Below are 26,212 nucleotides of genomic sequence, written 5' to 3' on the forward strand. Positions count from 1 at the left end.
GCTCGACGAATATGGCGCCTTGTATGGCCGTGCAAAATGTGTGGGACAAGGCGAAATTGTCAATGCGTTCCTTTCAATCGTCGAAAGGTGTGGTGATTTCAGTTAGATAACACCAGTTTTCAAGGGCTGCACATACGTCAACCGGCCAGTGACAGAAGGCCCCCGGGTTGTCTCAGGATTCGCCCGTCCAACTCCAAATCTACCAGCGCCGGGCCGATTTCACCTGCCGAAGCCGAGACATCGCGGAGCAACTGATCCTCGGCGATTGGTGATGGACCGAGCCGAGCCAGTATCTGTGCATGAAGCGTTTGAGTGTCCGTGTGGACCCGTTCAGTGTCGTTAGAAATTGCATTGGGTGCGAGAGGGGCAATCAGTTCATCTTGCGTCGGCAACGCGTCAATCACGTCAGCGGCGGACCGGACCAGGGTTGCTCCATCACGGATTAACAGGTTGCAGCCTGCAGCCCGCGCGTCGAACGGATGACCGGGTACGGCCAGAACTTCACGCCCCTGATCCAGCGCGTCACGCGCCGTGATCAGACTGCCAGATTTCGCGGCAGCCTCGACCACGATGACCGCTTGTGCCAGCCCGGAGATGATCCGGTTGCGGCGCGGAAAATGACGCGCCTGCGGGGTGACACCCATGGGCTGTTCCGACAAGCGCACTCCTGTTTCGGTTATCTTGTGCGCCAAATCAGTGTTTTCCGCCGGATAGATCACGTCCGCGCCACCGGCCATTACGGCAATGGTTCCGGCTTCCAAAGCAGCAAGATGAGCCGAGGTGTCGATGCCACGGGCCAGCCCGGACACTACAATATATCCCTTTTCTCCAAGCTCCTTCGCTAGACCTCGCGCCATTCGTGCTCCCAGAGACGAGCAGTTTCGGGCCCCAACCATGGCGATCGTCGGGCGTTTCAATACAGAGATATCACCAATCGCCCACAGCATCGGCGGGGCGTCGGTCACGTCATACAAGGCAGCCGGAAAATCAGCGGCCCCAAGGCACAAAAGCCGGGCTTTTGCGGCTTTTGCGGCCTTGAGTTCCGCCTCGATAACGCCGGGAGGGCAAGTTTCATACCCTTCGATTCCGGCGGCGCGTGCCATTTCCGGCAGCGCGGCCAGCGCATTCTGCGCCGAGCCATGGTCTCGCAGCAGGCGACGGAACGTCGCCGGGCCAACCTTGCGCGAACGCAACAGACGGAGCCAGGAGAACCGGTCCTCTTCCGTGGTGGGTGGGAGTGGGGGGTGATTGGAAGAAAGCTGCTCTTCGGTCATCCATTGCTCCGCCTGATTGCAGAACAGGTTTACGGGATGCAGGGTTAACAGCCTGTGAATCCCTGAAAATTCTATGCAAAACTTTCGGGATTTTTGATGCGTAATCTGCTAAGGCATTGAGTTAATAAAATTAATTCAACCGCTTTTCTAGGGTTGGCGAATGCCGATTGAAACCTTTGGTACGAATTTGCGGCGCAGTGTTAACCCTGCGCCGCGTGAGTAGCGTTTGACAAACGACTCAGGCAGCTGATCCGCCGACAGTTAGTCCATCCATCAGAACCGTCGGTTGACCAACGCCCACGGGCACCCACTGGCCATCCTTGCCGCATGTTCCCATGCCTGGATCCAGCGCCATGTCGTTGCCCAACCCTCGGATGCGTTTCAAGGCCGACGGCCCGTCGCCAATCAGTGTGGCGCCTTTGACCGCAGCTCCGATCTTGCCGTTTTCGACCCGGTAGGCCTCGGTGCATGAAAAGACGAACTTGCCGTTGGTGATGTCCACCTGGCCTCCGCCAAAACCGACAGCCCAGATGCCATCCTTGATATCGGCAACCAGTGCTGCCGGATCGGCAGTGCCGCCCAGCATAATCGTGTTGGTCATTCGCGGCATGGGTTTATGCGCATAGCTTTGCCGCCGTCCGTTGCCCGTCGATGAAACGCCCATGAGACGCGCGTTCTGGCGGTCTTGCATATAGCCGGTCAAGACGCCGTCTTCGATCAGAACCGTACGTGAACTGGGCGTTCCTTCATCGTCTACAGTGATCGACCCGCGCCGGTCGGCGATTGTACCATCGTCGACAACGGTCACGCCCTTCGATGCAATCTGCTGACCCATAAGTCCGGCGAATGCAGAGCTGCCTTTTCGGTTGAAATCACCCTCCAGCCCGTGACCGATGGCCTCGTGCAACAGAATACCCGGCCAACCTGGCCCAAGCGCGACCTCCATCACGCCGGCAGGAGCGGGGATGGCTTCCAGGTTGACCTCTGCGATCCGTAAAGCCTCACGCACTTTGCCTTGCCAGTCGACCGGATCGATTAAACCGTCCAGACCGACCCGCCCGCCGCCACCGGCCGAGCCGCTTTCACGACGCCCGTTCTGCTCGACGATGACCGAGACATTCAGCCGCGTCATCGGACGTACATCGCGGACCACGACCCCGTCGGGGCGCAGGATTTCCACCTCTTGCACAGCTGCGGCGATGGTGGCGCTAACCTGAACGACCCGAGGGTCGAGGTCGCGTGCAAAACTGTCGATGGCGCGCAAAGTTTCGATCTTGACCGGGAAATCTGCGGATTCGATTGGGTCCTCATCTGTGTAGAGACGTGTGTTGGTTGCGCGCGGTGCCTCGGCCAGTGTTCCTCCGCCATCCCCAACGGCCAGGCGTGCGGTTTCTGCGGCCCGCTTCAATGAGGGAATCGATACATCGGTAGAATGTGAATACCCAGCGACCTCGCCTTGTATGGCACGCAGTCCGAACCCCTCGGAAGCATCATAGGACGCCGTGCGCAGCCGCCCATCGTCAAAGACAAGAGACTCGGATTTCCGGCGCTCCACGAACAGCTCGCCATCCTCGGCGCCGGCGGTCGCGCCCTGCAGAATTGACAGGGCTTCGTCCTGTGGAAGGGCGCTCTCAAAGGGGCGAAACGGGTCGTTGGGCATCGGTTGGGACCTTTCGAGTTTGATCCAGATCAAAAATAGCGTCTGTTTGACGCAAGCATTTTGCTTTATCTACCCGCATGAATATGGTTTTTAACACGGTCAAAGACAACGGGTGAGGTGTGACCGATTCACGCCTTTTCGCCAGGGACGTAAAGATCAAACGATCAGGACAGAACATGAAGAATGCTTTGATGCTTTCGGGGTTTGCAACAGCCCTCTCCAGCCTTCCCGCCATGGCTCAGGAGCTTGAGATTATTGGCAAGCCGGTCGATGGCGCCATGGGTTTTCAGCCCGCAGCCACCAGCCTTGCCGATGGGATTCAACGGCTGGATGGAATGATTCTGGTGATCATCACCGCGATCTGCCTGCTGGTTGCCGGCCTATTGGTGTATTGCATCGTCCGTTACAATCAACGCGTTAATCCGACACCGGCACGGTTCTCGCACTACACACCAGTTGAGATCGCGTGGACTTTGGGTCCGATCCTGATTCTGGTTTTTATCGGTGCCTTCTCACTGCCGGTTCTGTTCAAGCAGCAGGAGATTCCCGAAGGCGACGTTGTCATTAAGGTTGTAGGCAACCAGTGGTACTGGACATACGAATATGTTGACCATGATTTCGCGTTTGACAGCTACCTGCTGGGACACCCCGCGACGCTGGACGAAGGTGCTCGCCCTGCCGACGCAGATGTAACACCGTTTGTTCTGGACGACGCGATGCGTGCCAAACTGGCGGATGCTGGCTATAGCCAGGATGAGTGGCTGCTGGCCACCGACACCGCCGTGGTTGTGCCGGTTGGCAAAATCGTCGTCATGCAAGTCACTGCGTCCGACGTGATCCATTCCTGGGCAATTCCGTCATTTGGCGTCAAGCAGGATGGTGTTCCGGGTCGTCTGGCCGAGCTGTGGTTCCAAGCTGACAAGGAAGGCATCTACTTTGGTCAGTGCTCGGAACTGTGCGGCAAGGACCACGCCTATATGCCGATCACGGTCAAAGTGGTCAGCGAAGAGGCCTATGAGCAGTGGTTGCAAGGCGCACAGGAAGAGTACGCAGGTCAGCCGGCAACCTATCAGGTTGCCTCGAACTGATGCCCTGCGCAGGCAATGGACTGCGCTCTGAATGATGTAAGCTGCGCGTCCTTCGCGCGGCTTTCACCCTCAAAGGACCGGAAATGAGCGACGCAAGCATCAATGCCAGCACGGTGACCGCCAAGGCACACACGGACGAGGCCAGTTTTGGCGATTATTTCGCCCTGCTGAAGCCGCGCGTGATGTCGCTGGTCGTGTTTACGGCTTTGGTCGGTCTTCTGGCGGCTCCGATTCCTGTGCATCCCGTCGTCGGATTCTGTGCGATCCTGTTTATCGCCATCGGTGGTGGCGCGTCCGGCGCGCTGAACATGTGGTGGGACGCGGATATCGACAAGGTGATGAAACGCACCAAGGGGCGTCCAATCCCGTCCGGAAAAGTCGAAGAAGGCGAGGCTCTGGCGATCGGGCTTGCTCTGTCTGGCCTGTCGGTGATCATGCTGGGGCTGGCAACGAATTGGTTTGCAGGCGCGTTTCTGGGGTTCACCATTTTCTTCTACGTTGTCGTTTATACGATGTGGCTGAAACGTTCGACGCCTCAGAATATTGTCATTGGCGGCGCGGCGGGGGCCTTCCCGCCGGTAATTGGGTGGGTCGCGGCGACAGGCTCGATGTCCATTGAGCCGTGGCTGATGTTTGCTCTGACATTCATGTGGACCCCTCCACATTTCTGGGCGCTGGCGCTGTTCATGCGTTCTGATTATGACGATGCCGGTGTGCCAATGCTGACGGTTACCCATGGCCGCCGTGCGACACGCACACATATTCTGGTCTACACCGCGTTGTTGGCGGTGCTGGCTATCGGTACTTCGTTCTCCGATATCGGCGGCCCGGTCTACTTGGCGGCCGCTTTGGTAATGAACGCCCTGTTCCTGCGGGGGGCATGGCAGATTTCGCGCCGGTCGGAAGAAGACGCTGAAATGGACAACTTCAAGGCTGAACGCTCCTTCTTCAAGCTGTCGCTGCTCTATCTTTTCCTGCATTTCGGCGCGATTCTCGCCGAAGCGCTGTTGAAACCTTACGGGCTGGGAGGCTGGTCATGAGCCTGCGTAAAAGTCATGAGCTGCATCAGCGCAGATTCAGCCGCAATCTTGGTGTTGGTCTGACTCTCGCAGCGTTCATCGTAATCATCTTCGGCCTGACGATTGTTAAGGTCTCGGGCACGGATTTTGGCATGGCGACGCAAGAGGTGCAGGACTGATGGCGCTGTCCGGTCCTCAGAAAACCGTTGTGCAGACAGTGGGGGTGGTTGTCCTGATGGGCAGCCTCGCCTGGGCGGCGGTGCCGTTCTACGACTGGTTCTGCCGTGTCACCGGTTTTGGCGGGACAACCGGCGTGGCCGAGACTGCACCCGAGGATATTCTGGACCGCACCGTGACGGTTCGTTTTGATGCCTCGAAAGCCAAGGACATGGCTTGGGAATTCAAGCCTGTCGAGCGCGAGATGGAAATGCGTATCGGCGAAACCGGGTTGGCCTTTTACGAGGCGTACAACCCGACCGACCGACCGATTGCCGGCCAGGCGTCTTACAACGTCGCGCCGTATTCCGCCGGCGGCTATTTCCAGAAAATCGCCTGTTTCTGTTTTGAAGAGCAGGTGTTGGAGCCCGGCGAACGGGTTCAGATGCCAGTGACTTTTTTCGTTGACCCGGAAATGGTCGAAGATCTTGAAGCTAAGTATGTTCATACGATCACTCTGTCGTATACATTCTACGAAATTGACCTGCCCGAGGGCTACGCCGCCCTTGAAGCGCAGGCAAAAACAAAAACGAACTAACGCCTGTAGGTGAGGGACGCTGATGGCACATGCTAAAAACCACGACTACCATATTCTGAACCCCTCGATCTGGCCGCTGATTGGCGCCGCCGGTGGGTTTACGATGCTGTTCGGAGCTGTTCTGTGGATGCACGGGATCACCCCGTGGATGTTCTGGGCCGGATTGGTAGCCGTTCTGTACACCATGTTCGCCTGGTGGTCCGATGTCGTGGCCGAGAGCCGCGCCGGGGATCACACACCGGTTGTTCGCATCGGCCTGCGCTTAGGTTTCATCCTGTTCGTGATGTCCGAGGTGATGTTCTTCTTCGCCTGGTTCTGGTCGTTTTTCAAACACCGCATGTACCCGATGTACGATTATGCAGGCACCGAATACATCCAGCCGGACATTCACGCGGTTGATCCGTTCCACCTGCCGCTGATCAACACTCTGGTCCTGCTGCTGTCGGGCTGCGCGATCACCTGGGCGCACCACGCCTTGGTTCATGGCAATGACCGCAAGGCACTTGTGCAAGGTCTGGCGATCGGTATCGCGCTGGGCATCGCGTTTACCTTCCTGCAGGGCTTCGAATACTATGAGCTGCTGGCCCACGATGGCTGGAAGTTCGGTGGCGACCAGTTCTACTCGAACTTCTTTATGGCCACCGGGTTCCACGGTGCCCACGTGATCATCGGGACGATCTTCCTGTCGGTCTGCCTGATCCGCGCACTGCGCGGCGACTTCACCCCCGAAAAGCATATCGGTTTCGAGGCCGCCGCTTGGTACTGGCACTTCGTGGACGTTGTCTGGCTGTTCCTGTTCTTTGCAGTTTACATCTGGGGTCAAGCTCCGCTGATGTAACGACGATCAGGTGATCCAATTGTAAAAGCCGCCCCAAAGGGCGGCTTTTTCTCTATCTGGGGCGCAAGATTGCGCCCCGTACAATTGGGTGGTTGCAATTCGGTCGGCGCCCCCCTTAACAAGACGCCGGTTCCTGCAATGAGATATGGTTCTGTCATGCGCCGCATTCTGTTCCTGCTGATATTCGGTCTCGCCGGTCTGGGCGTGCTGCTGTCGCTGGGGGTGTGGCAAGTTCAGCGGCTGGCGTGGAAGCAAGGGGTGTTGGCTGAGATCGAAAGCCGGATATCCGCCGATCCCGTAGCCTTGCCGCAGCAAGTCTCCCAAGACGCTGACAAATACTTGCCCGTAACGATCTCGGGCGAGATGGAGCCGGGGGAAATCCACGTTCTGGTTTCGGTCAAGCAGGTTGGGGCAGGGTATCGCATCATCCAGTCCTTCAGCATTGATGATCGGACCATTCTGGTAGACAGGGGATTTGTTCCGACAACCGCTAAACAGGCCAAGCGCCTTAACGGTCCGATGGAGATCACCGGCAACCTTCATTGGCCTGACGAGATCGACGGCTATACGCCCGAGCCTGATATCGATGACAACATCTGGTTCGCCCGGGACGTGCCCAATCTGGCTGCGGCATTAGGGGCCGAACCAGTGCTGCTGATCGCACGTTCGGAAACCGACCCGGGGGTGAAACCTCTGCCGGTGGACGCCGCAGGCATTCCCAATGATCATCTGCAATATGCAATCACCTGGTTTGGCCTGGCCCTGGTCTGGGCTGCAATGACCGGATACTTCCTGTGGCGCCGCCGCGCCCCAACTGAGAGTGACACGCAATGAAATACATCTCGACCCGTGGCCAAGCGCCCGAACTGACATTTGAAGAGGCGATGCTGACGGGACTGGCCCGTGACGGTGGCCTTTACCTGCCTGCTGAGATTCCGGTGATGAGCCAGGACGAGATCGCCGCTTTGGCTGGGTTGCCCTATGAAGAGATCGCCTTTCGGGTGATGTGGCCGTATGTCAACGGTTCATTCGCCGAGGGCGAGTTCAAGGAGATCATCGCCCGTGCCTATGAAGGCTTTGGCCACGACGCCCGCGCGCCGCTAAAGCAGTTGAACGAGAACCATTTTCTGTTGGAACTGTTCCACGGTCCGACGTTGGCCTTCAAGGACTTTGCTATGCAGCTGATCGGTCAGCTGTTCCAGGTGGCACTGAAGCGGCGCGGGGATCGCGTGACCATCGTTGGTGCGACCAGCGGCGATACCGGATCGGCAGCGATCGAGGCGTTCCGTGGGTTGGACGCGGTGGACGTGTTCATCCTGTATCCGCATGGCCGCGTGTCCGAAGTGCAGCGTCGTCAGATGACCACCCCTGCGGACGGCAACGTGCATGCTTTGGCCGTGGATGGCGATTTTGATGATTGTCAGGCCGCGTTGAAGGATATGTTCAACGATTTCGATTTCCGCGACAGTGTGAAGCTGGCGGGCGTAAACTCGATCAATTTCGCGCGTGTACTGGCGCAGATCGTCTACTACTTCTCCGCCGCAGTCAGCCTTGGCGCACCGCACCGCAAAGTCAGCTTTACTGTTCCGACCGGCAACTTCGGAGATATCTTCGCAGGTTACCTCGCCAAGCGCATGGGCCTGCCCATCGACCGACTAGTGGTTGCGACCAACCAGAACGACATCCTGCACCGCTGCCTGTCGGGCGAGGGGTATTTCAAGGGCGACACCATCCCCTCGATCAGCCCGTCGATGGATATCCAGGTCAGCTCGAACTTTGAACGTGCGCTGTACTACGCCTATGGTGAGGATGGCGGCGCCGTCGCGCAATTGATGGATGAACTCAAGAATGGCGGCTTCAACGTCAGCCAGGGTGCGATGGAAGCGCTGCGCGAGAGCTTTGACTCGGGGCGTGTGTCCGAGGACGAAACTTTGGAGACTATCAAGCACACATTGGATCACAGCGCCGAGCTGGTCTGCCCGCACACGGCCGTCGGTATCATGGTTGCCGAAGAACATCGCGCAGCGGACGTGCCGATGATCACTCTGGCCACAGCGCACCCGGCAAAGTTCCCGGCCGCGGTAGAGAAGGCCAGCGACGTACATCCGCCTCTTCCCTCTCGCATGTCTGATCTGTATGAACGTCCGGAACGGGTGACCCGCATCGCCAACGATCTGGGCACTCTCGAGGATCATATCAAAAGGCATATTGCTGAGTGACTGTCAGACAAGACCAACTGAAGAACGGATTTCGTATCGTCAGTGAACATATGCCGGGGCTGCAATCTGCGGCCATCGGCATCTGGGTGACCGCCGGAGGGCGGCATGAACGGATCGAGCAGAATGGTATCGCCCATTTCCTTGAGCATATGGCCTTCAAGGGAACTCAACGGCGGTCAGCGTTGCAGATCGCCGAGGCGATCGAGGATGTCGGCGGGTACATCAACGCCTATACGTCGCGCGAAGTGACGGCTTATTACGCTCGCGTTCTGAAAGATGACGTGGCACTGGCGATGGATGTCATCGGGGATATCGTTCTGAACCCTGTTTTCGACCCGCGTGAGATCGAGGTCGAGCGTGGCGTGATTCTGCAGGAGATCGGTCAGGCTTACGATACACCTGACGATGTGATCTTTGATTGGCTGCAGGAGCAGAGTTATCACGATCAGCCCTTGGGCCGCACCATTCTGGGCCCGACCGAGCGGGTCAGTGCGTTTTCTCGCGAGGACCTGTCGGGCTTTGTAGCCGAGCATTATGGACCCGATCAGATGATCCTGTCCGCAGCAGGCGCGGTGGATCACGACGCACTGATGAAAATGGCCGAAGAGATGTTTGGCCACTTGCAACCGCGCAAAGGACTGATCCCCGAGACCGCCCGCTTTACTGGCGGTGAGGCCCGTCAGGAGAAAGAGCTGGAGCAAGCCCATTTCGCACTGGCGCTGGAAAGCCCCGGCTATCGCGATGATGCGATTTATACAGCGCAGATATACTCTACCGCTCTGGGCGGAGGGATGTCTTCACGCCTGTTTCAGGAGGTGCGTGAGACTCGCGGCTTGTGCTATACGATCTTTGCGCAGACCGGCGCTTATGCCGATACCGGGACGACGACGATCTATGCCGGGACATCAGCGGATCAGGTCGCGGAGCTCGCCACCATTACAGTCGATGAGATGAAGCGCGCCGCCGAGGACATGAGCAACGAAGAAGTTGCCCGCGCCCGGGCACAGATGAAGGCCGGGATGCTGATGGGGCTGGAAAGCCCGTCGAACCGGGCTGAACGTCTGGCGCGGCTGGTGCAAATCTGGGGCCGGGTGCCGTCGCTTGAGGATACCGTTGCCAAGATCGACGCGGTCAGCATGGAAGATGTGCGCTTGTTTGCCGAACAGATGGCCGTTCAGGCTCCGGCAGCGTTGGCTCTTTACGGGCCGGTTTCAGGCGCGCCGACATTGGCTGAATTGCAGGAGAGGCGCGCGGCGTGATGCTGTTGGGCAGACGCAAGCTTAAACTCGAGACCGAGCGGCTGAGCCTGCGTCCGCCTGTCCATTCCGATTTCAATGATTGGACCGCATTGCGACGGGCGTCAAAAGAATACCTGACCCCGTGGGAGCCGATCTGGGCATCGGATCATCTGACGCGCAAGTCGTTTACCAACAGGGTGTACTGGGCCCAACGCTCGGTTGCCAGCGGGACTGCCATTCCCCTGTTTCTGTTTCGACGCAGCGATAACGTTCTGTTGGGGGCAATTACGTTGGACAATATCCGGCGAGGGCCGGCGCAGGCCGGGACTCTTGGCTATTGGACAGGGCAAACCTTTTCACGGCAGGGATATATGCGCGAAGCCATCGGCGCCTTGGTGCATCACGCGTTTACCCGGCTGGACCTGAGCCGGATCGAAGCTGCTTGCCTGCCAGAAAATACCGCTTCGCGCGGGCTGTTGGAGAGCTCCGGGTTTAAATACGAGGGCGTGGCTCAGTCATATCTGCAGATCAACGGTAGGTGGCGCACGCATGTGCTGTATGCCAGCCTGCGATCTGATCGGCGGGGGAAGACAGACGCGGGTTAGGTGGCCCTGCAGGGGCACTGGGATTATGCCTCAAACCTCGTGGTGTTTTGGGTCATTTGAACAAGGGGCATGACTTGTGAGCGCAGTGCGCTACACTCAGGAGATGCGCTGGGTTGTTGTGGCATTGATGGTGATCTCTGGGGCGGCTGCGGCGCAGGAACGGCGGCCGAGCCATTGTATAGCAATCGCAGACGCCGCGCCCGGGATCGAATACCTGCGCAAAGCTGCCTGGAGTGATCCGGTTCCCGAGTTTTCGGTTCGGATCAGCTATATCGCCCATGCCTCGTTTCTGATCCAAACACGCGGCGGGTTGAACGCGGTAACGGATTTTACGGGCTTCATTGGTGCGGCAGATATGATCCCCGACATTGTTACCATGAACCATGCCCACAGTACCCATTGGACCGCGCATCCCGATCCGGCTATCCCGTATGTCCTACCCGGCTGGGGCGAGTTTGGTGAGGGTATCGACCATCACCTCGACTTGGGAGAGTTGCTGGTACGCAATGTGTCGACGGATATCCGCTCAGGGTTTGGCGGTGTCGAAGAGCGCGGAAATTCCATCTTTGTGTTCGAGATTGAAGGGCTGTGTGTTGGCCATCTGGGACATCTCCATCATGTCCCCTCAGACGCGCAATTCGCCGCGTTGGGACGGTTGGATGTCGTGATGGCAGCCGTCGACGGCGGCACCACCATGCCGTTGCCGGAAATGATCGAGGTTCTGAAACGGCTGAAAAGCTCGATCATCATTCCGATGCATTGGTTCTCAGGGTTTTCTCTGGAGCGGTTCCTGACTGATATCCGGGGTGAGTTCCCGGTTGAACGAGATGGGATATCCGAAATTGTCGTCTCTCTTCGTACCTTGCCGGACCGGCCGACGGTTGTGGTTTTGGAGCCCCGGTACCTGATCGAATTGGAATAAGGCTTGTCGCGAGGCACAGGCTTGGGCAAGGAATGGGTATGACATTGAATCCCGCCGATGAAAGCCTTGCCGAAAAAATCCGGGCGCACCTGCCCGAAGATGTCCTGCGCCCCGTCGCTGCGCGCTATCTTGAGGAGCCACGAGGTCGTTTTGCGGGGCGAGCAGGGCTATTGGCGCTGCCCAAAACGGTCGAACAGGTCAGTGCGGTAGTCCGGCTTGCCTCGGACGCCTGCGTACCGATTGTTCCCTACGGCGGTGGCACTGGATTGGTCGGTGGGCAGGTGGTTCCCAGCGGACCTGCACCGCTTGTGATTTCGCTCGAACGGATGACCGCGATCAGGTCTGTCTACCCGACCGAAAACATATTGATTGCCGAGGCCGGCGCCATTTTGGCGGACATTCAGACTGCTGCGGATAACGCAGATCGATTGTTCCCGCTTTCGCTGGCGGCGCAGGGGTCCTGCCGGATCGGCGGGAACCTTGCCACCAACGCTGGCGGCCTCAACGTACTGCGTTATGGCAATGCGCGCGATCTGTGTTTGGGACTTGAGGCAGTCATGCCCAACGGCGATGTCTGGCATGGCCTTAGCCGACTTCGCAAAGACAATACGGGTTATGACCTGCGCAACTTATTGATCGGCTCCGAAGGCTCGTTGGGGATCATTACCGCGGCGTCTCTGAAGCTGTATCCAAAACCTGCGGGTGTAGGAACAGCGGTCTTCGAAGTAGCGTCGCCAGACGCCGCTATCGACCTGCTGGCGGTGTTGCGGGATCAGGTAGGTGAAGGGGTCAGCGCTTTTGAGTTGCTTCACCGCCAAGGGCTTGAGTTTCTGGCAGAGGTGCTGCCGAATACCCGACAACCTTTTGATACGCCACCTGAATGGTGCGTCCTGGTTGAACTGGGTCTGGCGGCAGGTCTGGATCCAGTTGCAGCGCTGGAAGGCTTGTTCGAGGCGGGGCTGGCGCGGGGGTTGGTGACTGACGGAGTCATCGCCCAGAACTTGTCCCAACGGAACGACTTGTGGTCTGTGCGCGAGCAGATACCTGAGGCCAACCGGATCATTGGCTCTGTGTCCAGCCACGATATCTCGGTTCCGATTTCGACCATTCCCGAATTCATCCGGCGCGGTGCCGAAGCCGTTGCGGGACTTGGGGATTTTCGCGTCAATTGTTTCGGGCACTTGGGCGACGGCAATCTGCACTACAACGTGTTTCCGCCCAAAGGGTGCGACAGGGAAGAGTTCGAAAGTCAAAGATTGATCGTTAAGCACGCGGTACATGATCTGGTGCACAAATTTGGAGGCTCCGTCAGTGCCGAGCACGGAGTGGGACGCCTGAAAACCGAAGATGTGGCGCGTTATGGCGACCCCACAAAACTGGCTGCCATGCGTGCCATCAAAGATGCGCTGGACCCCAAAGGGATCATGAACCCCGGTGCTGTTCTTCGGTAAGGAAGGCGGCCCAGATGCTCCGGGCCGCACCACGGCAGCGGTTAAGACGCAGGCAGAATAACTTTGTCGATCACATGAATCACACCGTTGTCGGCTTCGATATCGGCCTGAACGACGTTGGCGCCGTTAACCATAACGCCGTTATCCAAATCGATTGTGATCTCTCCCCCCTGAACAGTAGCTGCGGACATATCATCGGACAGGTCGGTCGACATCACCTTTCCCGGTACCACATGATAGGTCAGAATGGCCACGAGCTGATCCTTGTTTTCCGGCTTGAGCAGGGTTTCTACCGTACCTTCAGGCAAAGCGGCAAAGGCTTCGTCCGTGGGCGCAAACACGGTAAATGGCCCTTCGCCCTTCAGGGTGTCAACCAATTCGGCAGCTTGAACAGCTGCGACGAGGGTGGTGAAGCTGCCAGCACCCACTGCGGTGTCGACGATGTCTTTCTTGTGACCGTCGGCAAAGGCGGTTGTCGTCAGAAGAACGGTTGCGACGCTAGCGAAAGCGGTTTTGCGGAACATCGGATATCTTCCCTTGTTGAAAATGCCTCAGGTGGCATCGTCACAAATACGGCGCGGGACCGGGATAAGATCACCAGCTGCAACAGATCAGGGGAGTTGAAATGAAAAACGCCCGCGCTAAGCCCGGGCATATAACATTTACCAATCACGTTCTTGTGATGTGAGGGCTTTACAAACCTTCAAATTCACACAGGACGTGAACGTCCATTCCCAGATCCTCAAGCACCTTTCGGCCGCCCAGTTCGGGCAGATCGATGATGAACGAGCACGAGACGATCTCACCTCCCAGACGTTCGATCAGCTTGATGCCGGCCTCTGCCGTGCCGCCAGTAGCCAGCAGGTCATCGACGACCAGAATTTTTTCGCCGGGCTGGATGGCATCATCGTGGACTTCGACGATAGCCTCGCCATATTCCAGTTTGTAATCCTGACTGATGGTTGTGCCGGGCAACTTGCCCTTTTTGCGGATCGGTACGAAACCCACGCTTAGCTGGTGCGCAATAGCGCCGCCCAGGATAAAGCCGCGCGCCTCAAGCCCCACAACCTTGTCGATCCGTTCGCCTGCATAGGGATGCAGCATCTGGTCGATAGCAATGCGAAATCCGCGCGGATCCGCAAACAGGGTGGTGACATCACGGAACATGATCCCCTCATGTGGGAAATCAACGATCGTCCGGATGTAATCCTTGACGGTTTTGTTTCTGGACATGGGCACTCTTCTTCGCGTCAAAAAAACACGCCAGTGTTTGGCCCATCAGGTCCTGTCATGCAAGGAAAGTCTTTCGCCTGCGGTTATTTGCGGCGGCGTGCCAGGGTGTTCGGCAGGCTATAGTAGCGGTACAGCGTAGCCGGTAGCCAGGAGAGGTGCGGTTTGCGCCAGTTTCGCTGGTCTCGCAAAAGAAATGCCTGAGCCACATTAAGATTCATTGCCATAATCCCATTTTTGTTGTTTGGTGCCCGATAACTACAATCTATATGCCATGTATATACATTGCATCTCGAAAAGAATCAAGTTTTTTAATAGGATCAGAACGCGTGGCAAAAAAAGATGGTAAGGTTTCCACCAAGAAAAACAGTCAGTTGGTCCTGCGTCTGGACAAGGATGAACGGGATGCATTTGTCGAACTGTGCAAAGAGCTCGACACTTCAGCCGCGCGAGAAATTCGGCGGTTTATCCGCGGCTTCATGAAAGAGAATGCGGAAAACTAGGTGTTTCAGGCCGGGCGACGCAAGATGGCGGTTGCCACGCCCATTCCAATCAGTGTCAGCCCGCCAACGCGCGTCAGTGCAGTAATGACACCTGAGCGGCCGATCGTCCTGCGCAGGCGATCCGCCAGCAGCGCATAGGCCAGGGCATTCACCCATGCCAGACCGACAAAGGTCGCAATCAGGATTGCGAATTGTGGGCCCAGTGGGTCGGTCGGGTGCAGGAATTGGGGCACGAAGGCGATGAAAAAGGCGATGGATTTAGGGTTCAGCGCCGTGACCGCTGCCGCGTGGCCGAAAACGCTGCGCGAAGTGACGTCTTTGCCGGTATCCACCGGGTTCAACCCGCCCGAAGGCGCGCTGCGCAACAATTTGAACCCCAGCCAAACCAGATAGGCGGCCCCCACCCATTTCAGTGCGGAAAACAAGGTGGCCGACGCCACAACCAGCGCACCCAACCCCAGCAGCGAAGCCGTCATTGCAATCAGATCGCCAGCCGCCACACCAGTGGCCGAGGCGACGGATACACTGCGCCCTTTGGACAGCGCATAGCTTAGCACCAGCAACACCGTCGGGCCGGGGATCAGCAAAAGCGCGGTTGAAGCAGCCACAAAGGCCAGCCAAAGGTCAAGTTCCATGGGACGTCCTTTTCGTTACCGCGCCAGCAAGCCTCGGCAACACTGTAACGTCAAGCCCTTCGAGGGTCAGTCACGCGCCGCATCAGCGCCTCAAGAGGACCACGCTTGAACCAGCGGGACCAGAAACGCGCAAAGATGGATGAAGCCGCGAAGAACAAAAAGGCATAACCGGCGATTTCCGGTGCGCTCAGCGAACCATTCAGCAGGCCTGCCTCTTCCAGCAGCCCCATTCCGATCAGGATATGGGCCATGTACAAGGTCAGGCTTTGTTTTCCCGGGGCCGTCAGGGCGCGGGCAAGGTGCAAGCGTTCGATCAGAGGCCAATATTTCAGGAGCATCCCGATCACAAGGCACGCGGTACCGGTGCCTGCAAGAACGTAGAATGGACCGGGCGGAATGGCCTCGGTTCCCAAATAGGCTGCAAGTTCTGCATCCGAGACCAGCATCTGCGGTAACAATGCCAGAACAGCTGCACCTGAACCCCACATGATCAGGCGGTGCTGAATGCACAAGTCACGCAGGTCTGACCGGCCAATCGCCATGCCGATCAGCAGAAATGCGGCCCAGGGCAGCACGGGGTGCCAGCCATTGAACAGCGCGTTGCGCAGAAATCCGGGCAGGGTCCAGAGGTCGGAATAGGTCAGATTGGTCCAGTCCCACCCCCTTTCGTAATCAAAGAGCAGAACGGCCAGAACAGACAAGCCCACAATCGCGAGCGCACCCAGCCACAGCGACCGTTGGGATGTGGTCAGGAAGGCCGCGCCGACTACGAAATACAGCGCGTAAAAGTGCAGGATATCCGCCTCAAAAACGGTCATATTGACCAAACCCAGCACGAATAAAAACGCAGCCCGGCGCAACAGCAGCACGGCGGGTATTCGGGCCAATCCCAAACCAATCCCGGCCAACACCACAAATAAAGCCGCAGCACGCCCCTCCAGCGCATCGATCAGGATCGAGGCCCAGTCATTGCCCGGTGCGACCTGAGCTGCGACGCGGAAGTTGACCAGCACCATGCCGCAGAAGGCCAGAAACCGCGCACCGTCCAGTGCATCGAGACGTTTCATGCTGCGTCCTTGTTGTGTGCCGCCGATTCCCAAGCCGCTCGGGCTCGATTGCTGGAGACCTGTCCTCTCATTGTATATCTGACCCAACATGGCTTAGCTCATACGCGATTCAAGTTGTGAAGCATGATTTGGTTTCATTGTTGGTAACGGGGTAACAGGTTAAAGATTGCATTAACCTTTGCAGGCGTTTCTTGAATTCTCCCGATGAGTTCCCAGACTTCTGGAGCAGTCCACACTGACGGAGGAACTGATGACACAGACGCGGGATATGGAGCCCAAAGCCTTTTTCCGCTTTCGGCCGATCAGGGTTCGGAAGGCTCTGATTGGTGTTGTCGTGCTCGGCTGCGTTCTCTACGCTTTGGCGGTCGCTTACATGTACGTTAACCAACAGGCATTGCTGTACAAACCTGATGGCGAATTGCCTGAGCCCGGCGCGATCGGCCTGGCGGATGTTGATGTTGTATCGCTTCCTATGTCAGACGGTGTTCAGTTGACAGGCTGGGTCGCGCCAGCGGCCACAGATGGGGCTCCCACAGTTTTGTTCTTTCACGGACAAAGTGGAAATCTGTCTGACCGGGCCGACAGATTTCGTGAAATTCTCAATAGCGGCTATGGCCTTCTGGCCCCAAGCTATCGAGGGTTTCCGGGCAGCGGCGGCGAACCCTCGGAAGAAGCTTTGATTTCAGATGGGCTCGCGCTGTTCGATTATCTTCAGGAGCAAGGTGAAGAGGTCGTGCTCCACGGTCAGAGCCTTGGAACCGCAATAGCAGCCGCAGTGGCCGAGCAACGACCAAACGCTGAATTGCTGGTTCTTGAGGCTCCGTTCACTGCGACCGTCGATGTTGCGGCGGAAAGATACCCGTGGTTGCCTGTACACACCCTGATGAAAGACCAATTCGCCACTCGCGACATCATTGGAGCAATCGAAGTGCCCACAATGATTTTCCATGGTACAGATGATGAAACCGTCCCTGTGCATCACGGTCAGGCGTTGGCGGACCTGACGGATGAGTCCGCGCTGCTTTTTGTAGTTCCAGGCGGAACGCACAACGATTTGTGGTCACGCGGATTGTGGCAGGATGTACGCCAGCAATTGTCGCAGAAATAAGGTAACCCGGCGCAGACGTCAGAGGATTCTTCCGGCAACGGCATCCAGTTTGGCCAGCAACACCGGGTCACGTTTCTCGGGCGCGGTCAGGATGGCGTATTCCAATGCCCGGTCGCATCCATGCGGGCAGGGCTTGCGCTCGGCACCCAACAGGGCTGGCAATCTTTTGACCAAAGCGCGCCCTTTGTCGGCATTCCCAGTCAGAGTCGCTATGATTGCCGCCACGTCGACCTCTCCGTGGTCCGGGTGCCAGCTGTCGTAATCTGTGACCATTGCAACCGAAGCATAGCAAAGCTCGGCTTCGCGGGCGAGTTTAGCTTCGGGCATGTTGGTCATGCCGATCACATCGCAGCCCCACTGCTCGCGATACATTTTTGACTCGGCCAGCGACGAGAATTGCGGCCCCTCCATTGCCAGATAGGTACCGCCGCGATGGATAGTGATGCCCGCGGCTTTGCCCGCGGTTTCACAGGCATCTGACAGGCGCGGGCACGTTGGATGGGCGACGCTGACATGCGCCACGCATCCGCTGCCGAAGAAGCTTTTCTCACGCGCGAACGTCCGATCGATGAATTGATCAACAATGACGAAATCACCCGGCGCCATATGTTCACGAAACGACCCGCAGGCGGAAACCGAGATTATGTCCGTCATACCGAGACGCTTCAAAGCGTCAATATTAGCGCGATAGGGCACTTCTGTCGGGGAATGCAAGTGGCCACGACCGTGACGTGGCAGAAACGCCATTTCTATCCCGTCCAGCGATCCGGTCAGAATTTGATCCGACGGCTCCCCCCAAGGCGTTTCAACCGTAACCCATGCGGCACCTTCCAGACCTTCGATGTCGTAGATGCCTGATCCTCCGATAACGGCGATTTTTGTTTGGGTCACGTGTCGTCTCCGCTTGATGTCTATGTTCGAATTATCTGCGCATCATGGGCTCATTTGGCAAGTGTGTTCAGCGGTTTGCGTGGAATGAATCCGAAGTCAGGCAAAATGAGTTATGCGCCCGGTGCATACCAGCATCCCACCTAGTGCGGTATCCCACATTGTGTGGGGTATGTAAAAAGGCGCTTTCGCGCCAACAGACCCAATCCACAGGACACACCCATGCCTCGAGCCATGCTGGCAAGTTTTGCCAAACGCCTTGCCATTCCCGATTTGCGCTGGTCGCCGGACGAAGGGCTGACCGTGTCCCGCCTGCGGATCGAGCTGTTGTCGGGCCTGACCGTGGCGCTCGCACTGGTGCCCGAAGCAGTGGCTTTTGCCTTTGTCGCTGGTGTTCACCCGCTGGTGGGCCTTTATGCGGCGTTTCTGGTTGGTCTGATCACAGCGCTGATCGGTGGACGCCCTGGCATGATTTCCGGCGCAACGGGTGCCTTGGCGGTGGTCATGGTGGCGCTGGTGGCACAGCATGGTGTTGAATACCTGTTCGCGACGGTTGTGTTGATGGGCATTTTGCAGGTCATTGCCGGCGCGATGCACTGGGGGCGGTTTATCCGTCTGGTGCCGCACCCGGTGATGTTGGGTTTCGTAAACGGCCTGGCGATTGTGATCTTTTTGGCCCAGATGGGGCAATTCAAAGTCCCCGGTACCATGGAAAACACCGGCCACGGTATGAGCGGGGGAGAATGGCTGTCCGGCATGCAGCTCTACACGATGCTGGGGCTTGTTGCGTTGACCATGGCGGTGATCTGGGTCATGCCGCGTATCACACGTGTCATTCCTGCTCCGTTGGCCGGGATCGTCGTGGTTGCGGCCATCGTGATCGGCATGGGACTGGATGTGCCGCGAGTGGGTGACTTGGCCTCGATCGAAGGTGGTCTGCCTTCGTTCCACATTCCGATGGTGCCGTTGAACTGGGAAACCTTTGAAATCATCTTGCCTTACGCGGTTATTCTGGCCGCCATCGGCCTAATAGAATCTCTGCTGACACTGAACCTTGTGGGCGAAATCACTGGTAAGCGCGGCGGTGCCTCGCAAGAGTGTATTGCGCAGGGTGCAGCCAACGTTGTGACCGGATTCTTCGGTGGTATGGGCGGTTGTGCGATGATCGGTCAGTCGATGATCAACGTGAAGTCCGGCGGTCGGACCCGCATCGCCGGTATCGCCGCAGCGCTGTTCCTGTTGGTGTTCATCTTGTTTGCGTCACCCTTGATCGAGCGGATTCCGCTGGCCGCTCTGGTTGGGGTAATGTTCATGGTGGTGATCGGTACCTTCGCCTGGAACTCGTTCAAGATTCTGCTCAAGGTTCCGTTGATGGATGCCTTCGTGATCGTGCTGGTGACTGTTGTCACGGTGATGGAAGACCTTGCCGTTGCGGTCGTCGTCGGTGTGATCGTCTCGGCGCTGGCCTATGCCTGGAACAACGCCAAGCGGATTCACGCCGTAACCCGCGAGTCTTCCACCGAAGAGGGTGCAAAGGTTTATGAGATCCAAGGGCCGCTTTTCTTTGGATCCTCCGATGGGTTTGTCGAGTTGTTCGACGTAGCGAACGATCCGGAAACCGTGATTGTTGACTTTGCAGACAGCCGCGTGGTGGACCAGTCCGCATTGCAGGCGATCGAGAACATTGCCGGCAAATACGAGGCTGCGGGCAAGCGTGTAATGCTGCGCCACCTGAGCCGCGATTGCCACAAGCTGCTGACCAAAGCCGGCCATCTGATGGTCGATAGCGATGATGACCCGGATTACGAACTGGTGGTGGATTATTCGGTCCGCACCGGTATTCTCGGCGGGCACTGAATGTTAAAGGGCGGCCGATCTGGCCGCCCTTTAACTATGGAGCGAGGCGCTCCAGCAGTTCGATGTCCCCCGATTGCAGGGCGCTTTCAGCCTGGGTAACAGCTTCAGCTGGCCAATCCCACCAGCACAATGCTTGAAGCCTGCCGATCACATCGGCATCGAACCGAAAACGCCGGACCTCTGCGGGGTTTCCGGTCACAATTGCATATGGCGGAATCTCACCCCGAACGACCGAACCTGCCCCAATGATGGCGCCATTTCCGATCTTTGCACCCGGTAAAATCAGAGACCAGTAACCGATCCAAACATCATGCCCGATGATGGTGTCACGCGTATCAGGCTGAAAGCCAGTCATGCGTTCCGGGTCGAAAACAGAAAACGGGAAACAGGTCAGCCCATCCATTGCATGGTTTGCAGACGACGTGATGAACCGCACCCCATGCGCGATTTGACAGAATTTCCCCAGTACCAGCTTTTCCCGGGAGAACGGAAACAAGTAGGGAGCCAGATGCGACGCCCAATCCTCTGGCGCAGCAAAATCCGAGGCATAGCTGAAAGCTCCAGCCAAAAACCGAGGATGATCAACCGCCTCAGACAGGAATACGGTGCCCTTGTGATCGGAGCCATCTGGCAAAGTGATAGGGTATTTGCGGGTAGGGTCGGGTAGAGGCATCAGTCATCCGGTCTTGAAAGGCTGAACAGTTCTGTGACCACCGAGTAATCTCGGTACCCAAGCCGTGCCAGCGGTTTGAAGGATGTGACGTCGAACTTTCCGTCCCGTATATGAGCGTCATGCAGGTGGATACCCGTCACTTCACCGAAAACAACCCGGTTGGCTTCGCCGGGTAACGTGACGATCTGCGTCAGCTTGCATTCCAGTGCAGCCGGGGCACCCTCGATCCGTGCGCAGGGGATGGTTTCACACTCAATTGGCGTCAGTCCGGCATGATCGAATTCGTCGATGTTTTTCGGTAGCCCCGCTGAACTGGCATTCATCGCGTCGCGTTGGGCATGCGCCACGACGTTGACGCAGAACACGCCTGTCGCCTCGATATTGGCGACGCTGTCCTTGCCGCCATCCTGATCGTGCTTGGTGCCGGTTGTGGCAAACATGACCTGTGGCGGGGTGTAGGCAACGCCATTGAAGAACGAATAGGGCGCCAGATTGTTGATCCCTTTCGCGTCGCGGGTCGATATCCAGCCAATAGGGCGGGGGGTTATGATGGCGTTAAACGGGTTATGCGGCAGGCCATGACCGTCTTCGGGGCGATAGAACATCTGATCTCCAAGCGTTTGCCCAAGGCGTAACGAAGTGCTAGGGCGAATTCCAGCAAGGAAAAGAGGGCTGGGGTGCAGCAGTTCAATATCAGGCCGGAAGAGCCAGAGGATTGGTGGGAGGTCGAAGCCCTTTATGACCTGTGCTTTGCGCCCGGGCGCGAGGCCCTGTCGTCGTACCGTCTGCGCGATGATGTTCCACCGGTTTCTGGTCTGTCACAGGTGGCACGCGACGGTGAAGGCATTCTGGCCGGCGCCATCCGGTTCTGGCCTGTTCATATCGGCAAGTACGATGCGCTGTTGCTGGGGCCGGTCGCCGTTCACCCGACCCATCAAGGTGAAGGGTTGGGGGGGTATCTGATCCACCAGGGGGTCGAAGCCGGGCGCGCGCAGGGTTGGGACCGTGTCATGCTGGTCGGCGACGCGCCCTATTACGCCCGGTTCGGATTTGATCGTTTGCAGGGGATCGAAATGCCGCCTCCGACAAACCCGGACCGTGTTCTTGGATTGTCACTGAAGCCCGGAGTTTGGGCGGGAATTCAGGGTTCTGTCACCCGGTGGACCCGCTGAACCATTGAAAACCTGCTGCAAAATGCCGATCTTTCCAAGACAGGAGGGTGCAGATGCAGAACGTTGTTCTTATCGAAGAAATCGATACCGAGGCCGAACTCGACCGTTTGGCAGCGCATTACAGCGCCGCTGGAGGGGCAGGGATCAAGCTGCTGAACAAGCTTGGAGGGTCGGCAGAGTCCCTGTTGGAACAACTTCCCGAACCTGTGCGGCAAGGATTGACTGGCGCGACTGAACAAGCCCTTTGGGTGGCTATGCATGCGGCGCAGGGCTCTCGGCACGCAGTACCTGATCAGCCACCGTGGGTGGACACTGTTGTGACTACCGCGATGGGAGCCGCTGGCGGACTTGGAGGCGTATCAACTGCGTTGATGGAGTTGCCTGCGACCACGACGATGTTGTTGCGATCCATTCAGGGCGCGGCTGCGCGCGAAGGGTTTGACCCTGCCGAGGAAGGGGTCAAATTCGACTGTGTCCGAGTATTGTCCGCTGCGGGTCCGCTTTCATTCGATGATGGCGCCGATACGGGATTTTTCTCGGTGCGCCTGACCTTGACTGGCCCGACAATGCAACGGCTGATCGCCGCCGTAGCGCCACGCTTGTCGGTTGTTCTGGGGCAAAAACTTGCGGCTCAGTCAGTGCCGATTCTGGGTGCGTTGGCAGGCGGAGGTACGAACTATGCCTACACGCGCTATTACCAGCAGATCGCTCACGTTCATTTCGGCCTGAGGCGATTGGCCGTGGACGCCGACATTCCGCACGAAGAATTGGTCCAACGCCTGTCGACCCGCATGTTGCGCTGACAAAGGGCAGATTTAAGGCTTTCTGAGTGCTTCAGCCTGCACCCCAAAATGGTCATAAGCCACTGCAGGGCATATGAAAACGGGATATGGGGGCGGCATTTCGGATTGCGCCGTGCAGCTGGTTTCTATTGCATTTGTTTCAAGGAAAGTGGGGCATATTTCTTTGAGACCGCAGGCTACGGTATTGTTTTTTTACGCTTATTGGGTGCGAATTGAGCCTGCCACATGCCGGGCGTATCTTCTGAACCAGGTGCGTGATATAAAAACGCTTATCCTTCCTGTTGCGATCCGATTTCGGAAGGGCTTGATATTACCATTCCGGTTGGTATCTATTCGCCGACCGACAATTGGACCGAACATGATTCAATATGCGTTGAAATGCAAAGATGGCCACAGCTTTGACAGCTGGTTTCAATCAGCCGCAGCCTTTGACAAACTTGCTGCGGCTGGTTTGGTGACATGCGCCGTTTGCGGATGCGGGGACGTCGAAAAAGCAATCATGACACCGCGGGTGCGCCCCGCTCGTGCAGCAGAGCCCCCTATCGCGAAAAAGCCCGACGCCGAACGTATCGACGTGACGACACCCGCGCCCGAAATAGAACGGGTTCTTGCAGATTTGCGCCGCAAGGTCGAAGAGAATTCGGATTATGTAGGTCAGGAGTTTGCTGCCGAGGCCCGGAAGATGCACCTGGGTGACGCGCCCGAACGATCGATTTATGGCGAGGCCAAACCCGAGGAGGCGCGGGCATTGATCGAAGACGGGGTTCCCGTTGCGCCGCTTCCTTTCATCCCCAGCCGCAAAACGAACTGAATTATGCACATCGTTATCACCGGCGTTAATCGCGGTATCGGAAAAACTCTGGCCAACCACTATCGTGCGCAGGGGGACGAAGTTACGGGAACCGCGCGCAGCGACGGTGCGGAGGTGGTTCTCGATGTCACTGATCCGGCACAGCATGCAGCCATGTCCGAAACGCTGACAGACCGACCTGTCGATCTTCTGGTCTGCAACGCCGGAGTGTATCTGGACAAAGGGCAGAGTATCGATGGTTACCCGGTCGAGATGTGGGCGCAGAGCTTTGCTACAAATGTGACCGGCGTATTCCTGACAATTCAGGCCCTTCTGCCAAACCTGCGCGCCGCGCGGGGTAAGATCGCGATTATTTCGTCACAGATGGCGTCGCACACGCGCGCGCCAGGGGGCAGTTACATCTACCGTGCATCCAAGGCCGCAGTTCTGAACCTGGGTCGAAATCTTGCCACTGACCTGCGGCAAGATGGCATTTCCGTGGGCATTTACCACCCCGGCTGGGTGCAAACTGACATGGGCGGTGCGGTGGCCGAAATCACGGTGGACCAAGCCGTAGCTGGGCTGGCTGCGCGATTTGATACTTTGTCGCTGGATAATTCCGGCTGTTTCGAAACCTGGGACGGTCGCCCCCACGACTACTGAGATTTCAGGGCCGCTATTGGAATTTCGTAGACTTCGCCCGGTTCAATAAAGATCACCATCAGGTCTCTGGGTGTCTCATATGTGATTTTCGCGGTCGAACTGCTGGAATCCGGTACGCCATCGGTGAAATAGATCCTCCGCACTTCACCCGTATTCAGCTGAACGGCCAGTGTTGCCGTGCCGTCCTCTTTGTGGCGCAGTTCGGCAGGGCAACTGGACAAAGGCTCTCCGGCGATTGCGGCGCAGGGCACCGTTCCAAGTGAATTCTGGCCGTCCGTGCCCGACAAGGTTGCCACCTGCGCCAAGGCTGGAGACGAAATCAGGGTGAGGGCGAAAGCAAAGCGATACATGGAAATCCTCGTGGATTAAACGGTTAGCGCCACGCTGACATCGCTGCCCGGCAATGTAAAGCGGCCCCGTGCCGCAGTCAGAGTGTCTATGCGCACTTGCCCTTACGCCCCCCCTCGCATAAGAGGCACGAGATTGGAATTCCAAGGCGCGGAGACACTAGCCCCCATGCCCGTACTCGTGATGAAATTCGGCGGCACTTCGGTCGCCAATCTTGACCGCATCCGCCGCGTTGCCAAGCGCATCGGCGTTGAGGTGGCAAAAGGCTATGACGTGATTGTCATCGTGTCCGCCATGTCGGGTAAGACGAACGAGTTGGTGGGATGGGTCGACGAGATTTCGCCGCTGTATGACGCCCGCGAATATGATGCGGTTGTGTCCTCGGGCGAGAACGTGACTGCCGGCTTGATGTCGCTGACTTTGCAGGAAATGGACATTCCGGCCCGCAGTTGGCAGGGCTGGCAGGTGCCGTTGATCACTAACGGCGCCCACTCGGCGGCCCGGATCGAAGAGATTCCAACTGACAACATCAACCAGAAATTCGGCGAAGGTATGCGGGTTGCCGTCGTGGCTGGTTTCCAGGGCATCAGCCCAGAAGGCCGTATCACTACGTTGGGCCGGGGCGGGTCGGACACTACCGCCGTGGCCTTCGCTGCCGCGTTCGATGCCGAACGTTGCGACATTTATACGGATGTGGACGGGGTCTACACCACCGACCCGCGCATCTGTGAAAAGGCGCGCAAACTGGATAAGATCGCGTTCGAGGAGATGCTCGAACTGGCCTCGCTGGGGGCTAAAGTGCTGCAAACCCGCTCGGTCGAGCTGGCGATGCGCTACAAGGTGAAATTGCGCGTTCTATCGAGCTTTGAAGAACAGTCCGACGAGGCCGGAACGCTGGTCGTCGACGAGGAGGATATCATGGAATCCAATGTAGTGGCCGGTGTGGCCTATTCGCGGGACGAGGCAAAGATGACCGTTGTTTCGGTCGCAGACCGTCCCGGTATCGCCTCGATCATCTTTACCGCGCTCAGCGAAGAGGGCGTGAATGTCGACATGATCGTCCAGAACATTTCGGATGAGGGTCGCACTGACATGACCTTTTCCTGCCCGACCAATCAGGTGGCGCGCGCCGAACAGGCGCTGCTGGCGATCAAGGAAAAGGGCGAGCTGAACTACGCGGAACTGGTCGCGGATGAGGACGTCTGCAAGGTGTCCGTCGTCGGTATCGGTATGCGTTCGCAGTCAGGTGTTGCGGCCAAAATGTTCAAGATCCTCTCGGATGAGGGGATCAACATTAAAGTCATTACAACCTCCGAGATCAAAATTTCCGTCCTTGTTGATCGGAAATACATGGAACTTGCGGTTCAGGCACTGCATGATGCCTTTGAACTGGACAAGGCGGCCTGA

At 57.7% G+C, this 26,212-nt stretch carries 29 protein-coding genes; 19 read left to right on the top strand and 10 right to left on the bottom strand.

Annotated elements, in window-relative coordinates; all coding sequences use genetic code 11:
- Positions 1-137: 137 nt before the first annotated feature.
- Positions 138-1,274, bottom strand: coding sequence for a DNA-processing protein DprA (gene dprA, locus AC2TDA_RS01105; protein ID WP_480878394.1), 1,137 nt, complete (start codon positions 1,272-1,274; stop codon positions 138-140).
- Positions 1,275-1,512: 238 nt separating this feature from the next.
- Positions 1,513-2,934, bottom strand: coding sequence for a metalloprotease TldD (gene tldD, locus AC2TDA_RS01110; protein WP_480878396.1), 1,422 nt, complete (start codon positions 2,932-2,934; stop codon positions 1,513-1,515).
- Between the two features lie 176 nt (positions 2,935-3,110).
- Here tldD and coxB point away from each other — a divergent pair, with 176 nt between their 5' ends.
- The 11 genes from coxB to AC2TDA_RS01165 all read left to right on the top strand — a co-directional run bounded on the left by coxB (position 3,111) and on the right by AC2TDA_RS01165 (position 13,068).
- On the top strand, positions 3,111-4,022 hold the full coding sequence (coxB, locus tag AC2TDA_RS01115; protein WP_480847650.1) for a cytochrome c oxidase subunit II: 912 nt from the start codon (positions 3,111-3,113) through the stop codon (positions 4,020-4,022).
- A gap of 83 nt (positions 4,023-4,105) precedes the next feature.
- Positions 4,106-5,062, top strand: a complete 957-nt coding sequence (cyoE, locus tag AC2TDA_RS01120) for a heme o synthase (protein WP_480878398.1) — start codon at positions 4,106-4,108, stop codon at positions 5,060-5,062.
- Positions 5,059-5,220 (top strand): hypothetical protein, encoded by a 162-nt coding sequence (locus AC2TDA_RS01125; protein ID WP_480878400.1) that lies wholly within the window; start codon positions 5,059-5,061, stop codon positions 5,218-5,220. Before cyoE ends, AC2TDA_RS01125 begins: the two co-directional genes overlap by 4 nt.
- Entirely contained in the window at positions 5,220-5,795 is a 576-nt protein-coding gene (locus tag AC2TDA_RS01130) for a cytochrome c oxidase assembly protein (RefSeq protein WP_480878403.1), read from the top strand. Before AC2TDA_RS01125 ends, AC2TDA_RS01130 begins: the two co-directional genes overlap by 1 nt.
- A gap of 22 nt (positions 5,796-5,817) precedes the next feature.
- Positions 5,818-6,633, top strand: a complete 816-nt coding sequence (locus AC2TDA_RS01135; RefSeq protein WP_480847647.1) for a cytochrome c oxidase subunit 3 — start codon at positions 5,818-5,820, stop codon at positions 6,631-6,633.
- A gap of 156 nt (positions 6,634-6,789) precedes the next feature.
- Positions 6,790-7,467, top strand: a complete 678-nt coding sequence (locus AC2TDA_RS01140) for an SURF1 family protein (protein ID WP_480878957.1) — start codon at positions 6,790-6,792, stop codon at positions 7,465-7,467.
- Positions 7,464-8,852: a threonine synthase gene (gene thrC / locus AC2TDA_RS01145; protein ID WP_480847646.1), complete on the top strand. Its 1,389-nt coding sequence runs from the start codon at positions 7,464-7,466 to the stop codon at positions 8,850-8,852. Before AC2TDA_RS01140 ends, thrC begins: the two co-directional genes overlap by 4 nt.
- Positions 8,849-10,111 carry a M16 family metallopeptidase gene (locus AC2TDA_RS01150; RefSeq protein ID WP_480878405.1) on the top strand — a complete coding sequence of 421 codons (1,263 nt, stop codon included), beginning with the start codon at positions 8,849-8,851 and terminating at the stop codon, positions 10,109-10,111. The genes thrC and AC2TDA_RS01150 overlap by 4 nt, the downstream gene beginning before the upstream one ends.
- Entirely contained in the window at positions 10,111-10,695 is a 585-nt protein-coding gene (locus tag AC2TDA_RS01155) for a GNAT family N-acetyltransferase (RefSeq protein ID WP_480847869.1), read from the top strand. The genes AC2TDA_RS01150 and AC2TDA_RS01155 overlap by 1 nt, the downstream gene beginning before the upstream one ends.
- 103 nt (positions 10,696-10,798) lie before the next feature.
- On the top strand, positions 10,799-11,617 hold the full coding sequence (locus tag AC2TDA_RS01160) for an MBL fold metallo-hydrolase (protein ID WP_480847868.1): 819 nt from the start codon (positions 10,799-10,801) through the stop codon (positions 11,615-11,617).
- A gap of 38 nt (positions 11,618-11,655) precedes the next feature.
- The gene (locus AC2TDA_RS01165) at positions 11,656-13,068 is read left to right on the top strand and encodes an FAD-binding oxidoreductase (protein WP_480878406.1); all 1,413 of its coding nucleotides are present in this window, start codon (positions 11,656-11,658) and stop codon (positions 13,066-13,068) included.
- Positions 13,069-13,109: 41 nt separating this feature from the next.
- Here the strand turns inward: AC2TDA_RS01165 and AC2TDA_RS01170 are convergent, their stop codons facing one another.
- Both AC2TDA_RS01170 and AC2TDA_RS01175 read right to left on the bottom strand, forming a co-directional pair.
- Positions 13,110-13,592, bottom strand: coding sequence for a fasciclin domain-containing protein (locus AC2TDA_RS01170; RefSeq protein ID WP_480878408.1), 483 nt, complete (start codon positions 13,590-13,592; stop codon positions 13,110-13,112).
- Between the two features lie 169 nt (positions 13,593-13,761).
- Entirely contained in the window at positions 13,762-14,301 is a 540-nt protein-coding gene (locus AC2TDA_RS01175; RefSeq protein ID WP_480847642.1) for an adenine phosphoribosyltransferase, read from the bottom strand.
- Positions 14,302-14,627: 326 nt separating this feature from the next.
- Here AC2TDA_RS01175 and AC2TDA_RS01180 point away from each other — a divergent pair, with 326 nt between their 5' ends.
- Complete coding sequence (locus tag AC2TDA_RS01180; protein ID WP_480783324.1) at positions 14,628-14,801, top strand: hypothetical protein; 174 nt, start codon at positions 14,628-14,630, stop codon at positions 14,799-14,801.
- A gap of 5 nt (positions 14,802-14,806) precedes the next feature.
- On the opposite strand, the gene AC2TDA_RS01185 is transcribed toward AC2TDA_RS01180, so the two are convergent.
- Positions 14,807-15,436, bottom strand: a complete 630-nt coding sequence (locus tag AC2TDA_RS01185; protein WP_480878410.1) for a LysE family translocator — start codon at positions 15,434-15,436, stop codon at positions 14,807-14,809.
- 50 nt (positions 15,437-15,486) lie between these two features.
- Complete coding sequence (locus AC2TDA_RS01190; RefSeq protein WP_480878412.1) at positions 15,487-16,503, bottom strand: DUF418 domain-containing protein; 1,017 nt, start codon at positions 16,501-16,503, stop codon at positions 15,487-15,489.
- A 250-nt stretch (positions 16,504-16,753) separates the two neighbouring features.
- Here AC2TDA_RS01190 and AC2TDA_RS01195 point away from each other — a divergent pair, with 250 nt between their 5' ends.
- Entirely contained in the window at positions 16,754-17,611 is an 858-nt protein-coding gene (locus tag AC2TDA_RS01195; protein WP_480847639.1) for an alpha/beta hydrolase, read from the top strand.
- Between the two features lie 18 nt (positions 17,612-17,629).
- Here AC2TDA_RS01195 and AC2TDA_RS01200 read toward each other — a convergent pair whose 3' ends face one another.
- The gene (locus AC2TDA_RS01200; protein WP_480878414.1) at positions 17,630-18,502 is read right to left on the bottom strand and encodes an S-methyl-5'-thioadenosine phosphorylase; all 873 of its coding nucleotides are present in this window, start codon (positions 18,500-18,502) and stop codon (positions 17,630-17,632) included.
- Between the two features lie 219 nt (positions 18,503-18,721).
- Here AC2TDA_RS01200 and AC2TDA_RS01205 point away from each other — a divergent pair, with 219 nt between their 5' ends.
- Entirely contained in the window at positions 18,722-20,356 is a 1,635-nt protein-coding gene (locus tag AC2TDA_RS01205; protein ID WP_480847637.1) for a SulP family inorganic anion transporter, read from the top strand.
- A 34-nt stretch (positions 20,357-20,390) separates the two neighbouring features.
- Here the strand turns inward: AC2TDA_RS01205 and AC2TDA_RS01210 are convergent, their stop codons facing one another.
- Both AC2TDA_RS01210 and AC2TDA_RS01215 read right to left on the bottom strand, forming a co-directional pair.
- The gene (locus AC2TDA_RS01210) at positions 20,391-21,029 is read right to left on the bottom strand and encodes a CatB-related O-acetyltransferase (RefSeq protein ID WP_480878416.1); all 639 of its coding nucleotides are present in this window, start codon (positions 21,027-21,029) and stop codon (positions 20,391-20,393) included.
- Positions 21,029-21,634 carry a flavin reductase family protein gene (locus tag AC2TDA_RS01215; protein WP_480847635.1) on the bottom strand — a complete coding sequence of 202 codons (606 nt, stop codon included), beginning with the start codon at positions 21,632-21,634 and terminating at the stop codon, positions 21,029-21,031. The genes AC2TDA_RS01210 and AC2TDA_RS01215 overlap by 1 nt, the downstream gene beginning before the upstream one ends.
- Before the next feature lie 72 nt (positions 21,635-21,706).
- Here AC2TDA_RS01215 and AC2TDA_RS01220 point away from each other — a divergent pair, with 72 nt between their 5' ends.
- From AC2TDA_RS01220 to AC2TDA_RS01235, 4 genes are all read left to right on the top strand, one after another.
- The gene (locus AC2TDA_RS01220) at positions 21,707-22,201 is read left to right on the top strand and encodes a GNAT family N-acetyltransferase (RefSeq protein WP_480847634.1); all 495 of its coding nucleotides are present in this window, start codon (positions 21,707-21,709) and stop codon (positions 22,199-22,201) included.
- A 53-nt stretch (positions 22,202-22,254) separates the two neighbouring features.
- Entirely contained in the window at positions 22,255-23,004 is a 750-nt protein-coding gene (locus AC2TDA_RS01225; RefSeq protein ID WP_480878418.1) for an EcsC family protein, read from the top strand.
- 358 nt (positions 23,005-23,362) lie between these two features.
- Positions 23,363-23,815 carry a DUF1178 family protein gene (locus tag AC2TDA_RS01230; RefSeq protein ID WP_480878421.1) on the top strand — a complete coding sequence of 151 codons (453 nt, stop codon included), beginning with the start codon at positions 23,363-23,365 and terminating at the stop codon, positions 23,813-23,815.
- A gap of 3 nt (positions 23,816-23,818) precedes the next feature.
- A complete protein-coding gene (locus tag AC2TDA_RS01235) occupies positions 23,819-24,457 on the top strand; it encodes an SDR family NAD(P)-dependent oxidoreductase (RefSeq protein ID WP_480878422.1) in 639 nt (212 codons plus the stop codon).
- Here the strand turns inward: AC2TDA_RS01235 and AC2TDA_RS01240 are convergent.
- The gene (locus AC2TDA_RS01240) at positions 24,451-24,807 is read right to left on the bottom strand and encodes a hypothetical protein (protein ID WP_480847630.1); all 357 of its coding nucleotides are present in this window, start codon (positions 24,805-24,807) and stop codon (positions 24,451-24,453) included. The genes AC2TDA_RS01235 and AC2TDA_RS01240 overlap by 7 nt on opposite strands.
- 166 nt (positions 24,808-24,973) lie before the next feature.
- On the opposite strand from AC2TDA_RS01240, the gene AC2TDA_RS01245 reads away from it, so the two are divergent.
- Positions 24,974-26,212 carry an aspartate kinase gene (locus AC2TDA_RS01245; protein WP_480847629.1) on the top strand — a complete coding sequence of 413 codons (1,239 nt, stop codon included), beginning with the start codon at positions 24,974-24,976 and terminating at the stop codon, positions 26,210-26,212.

The sequence above is a fragment of the Ruegeria sp. HKCCD6426 genome (assembly GCF_057221115.1).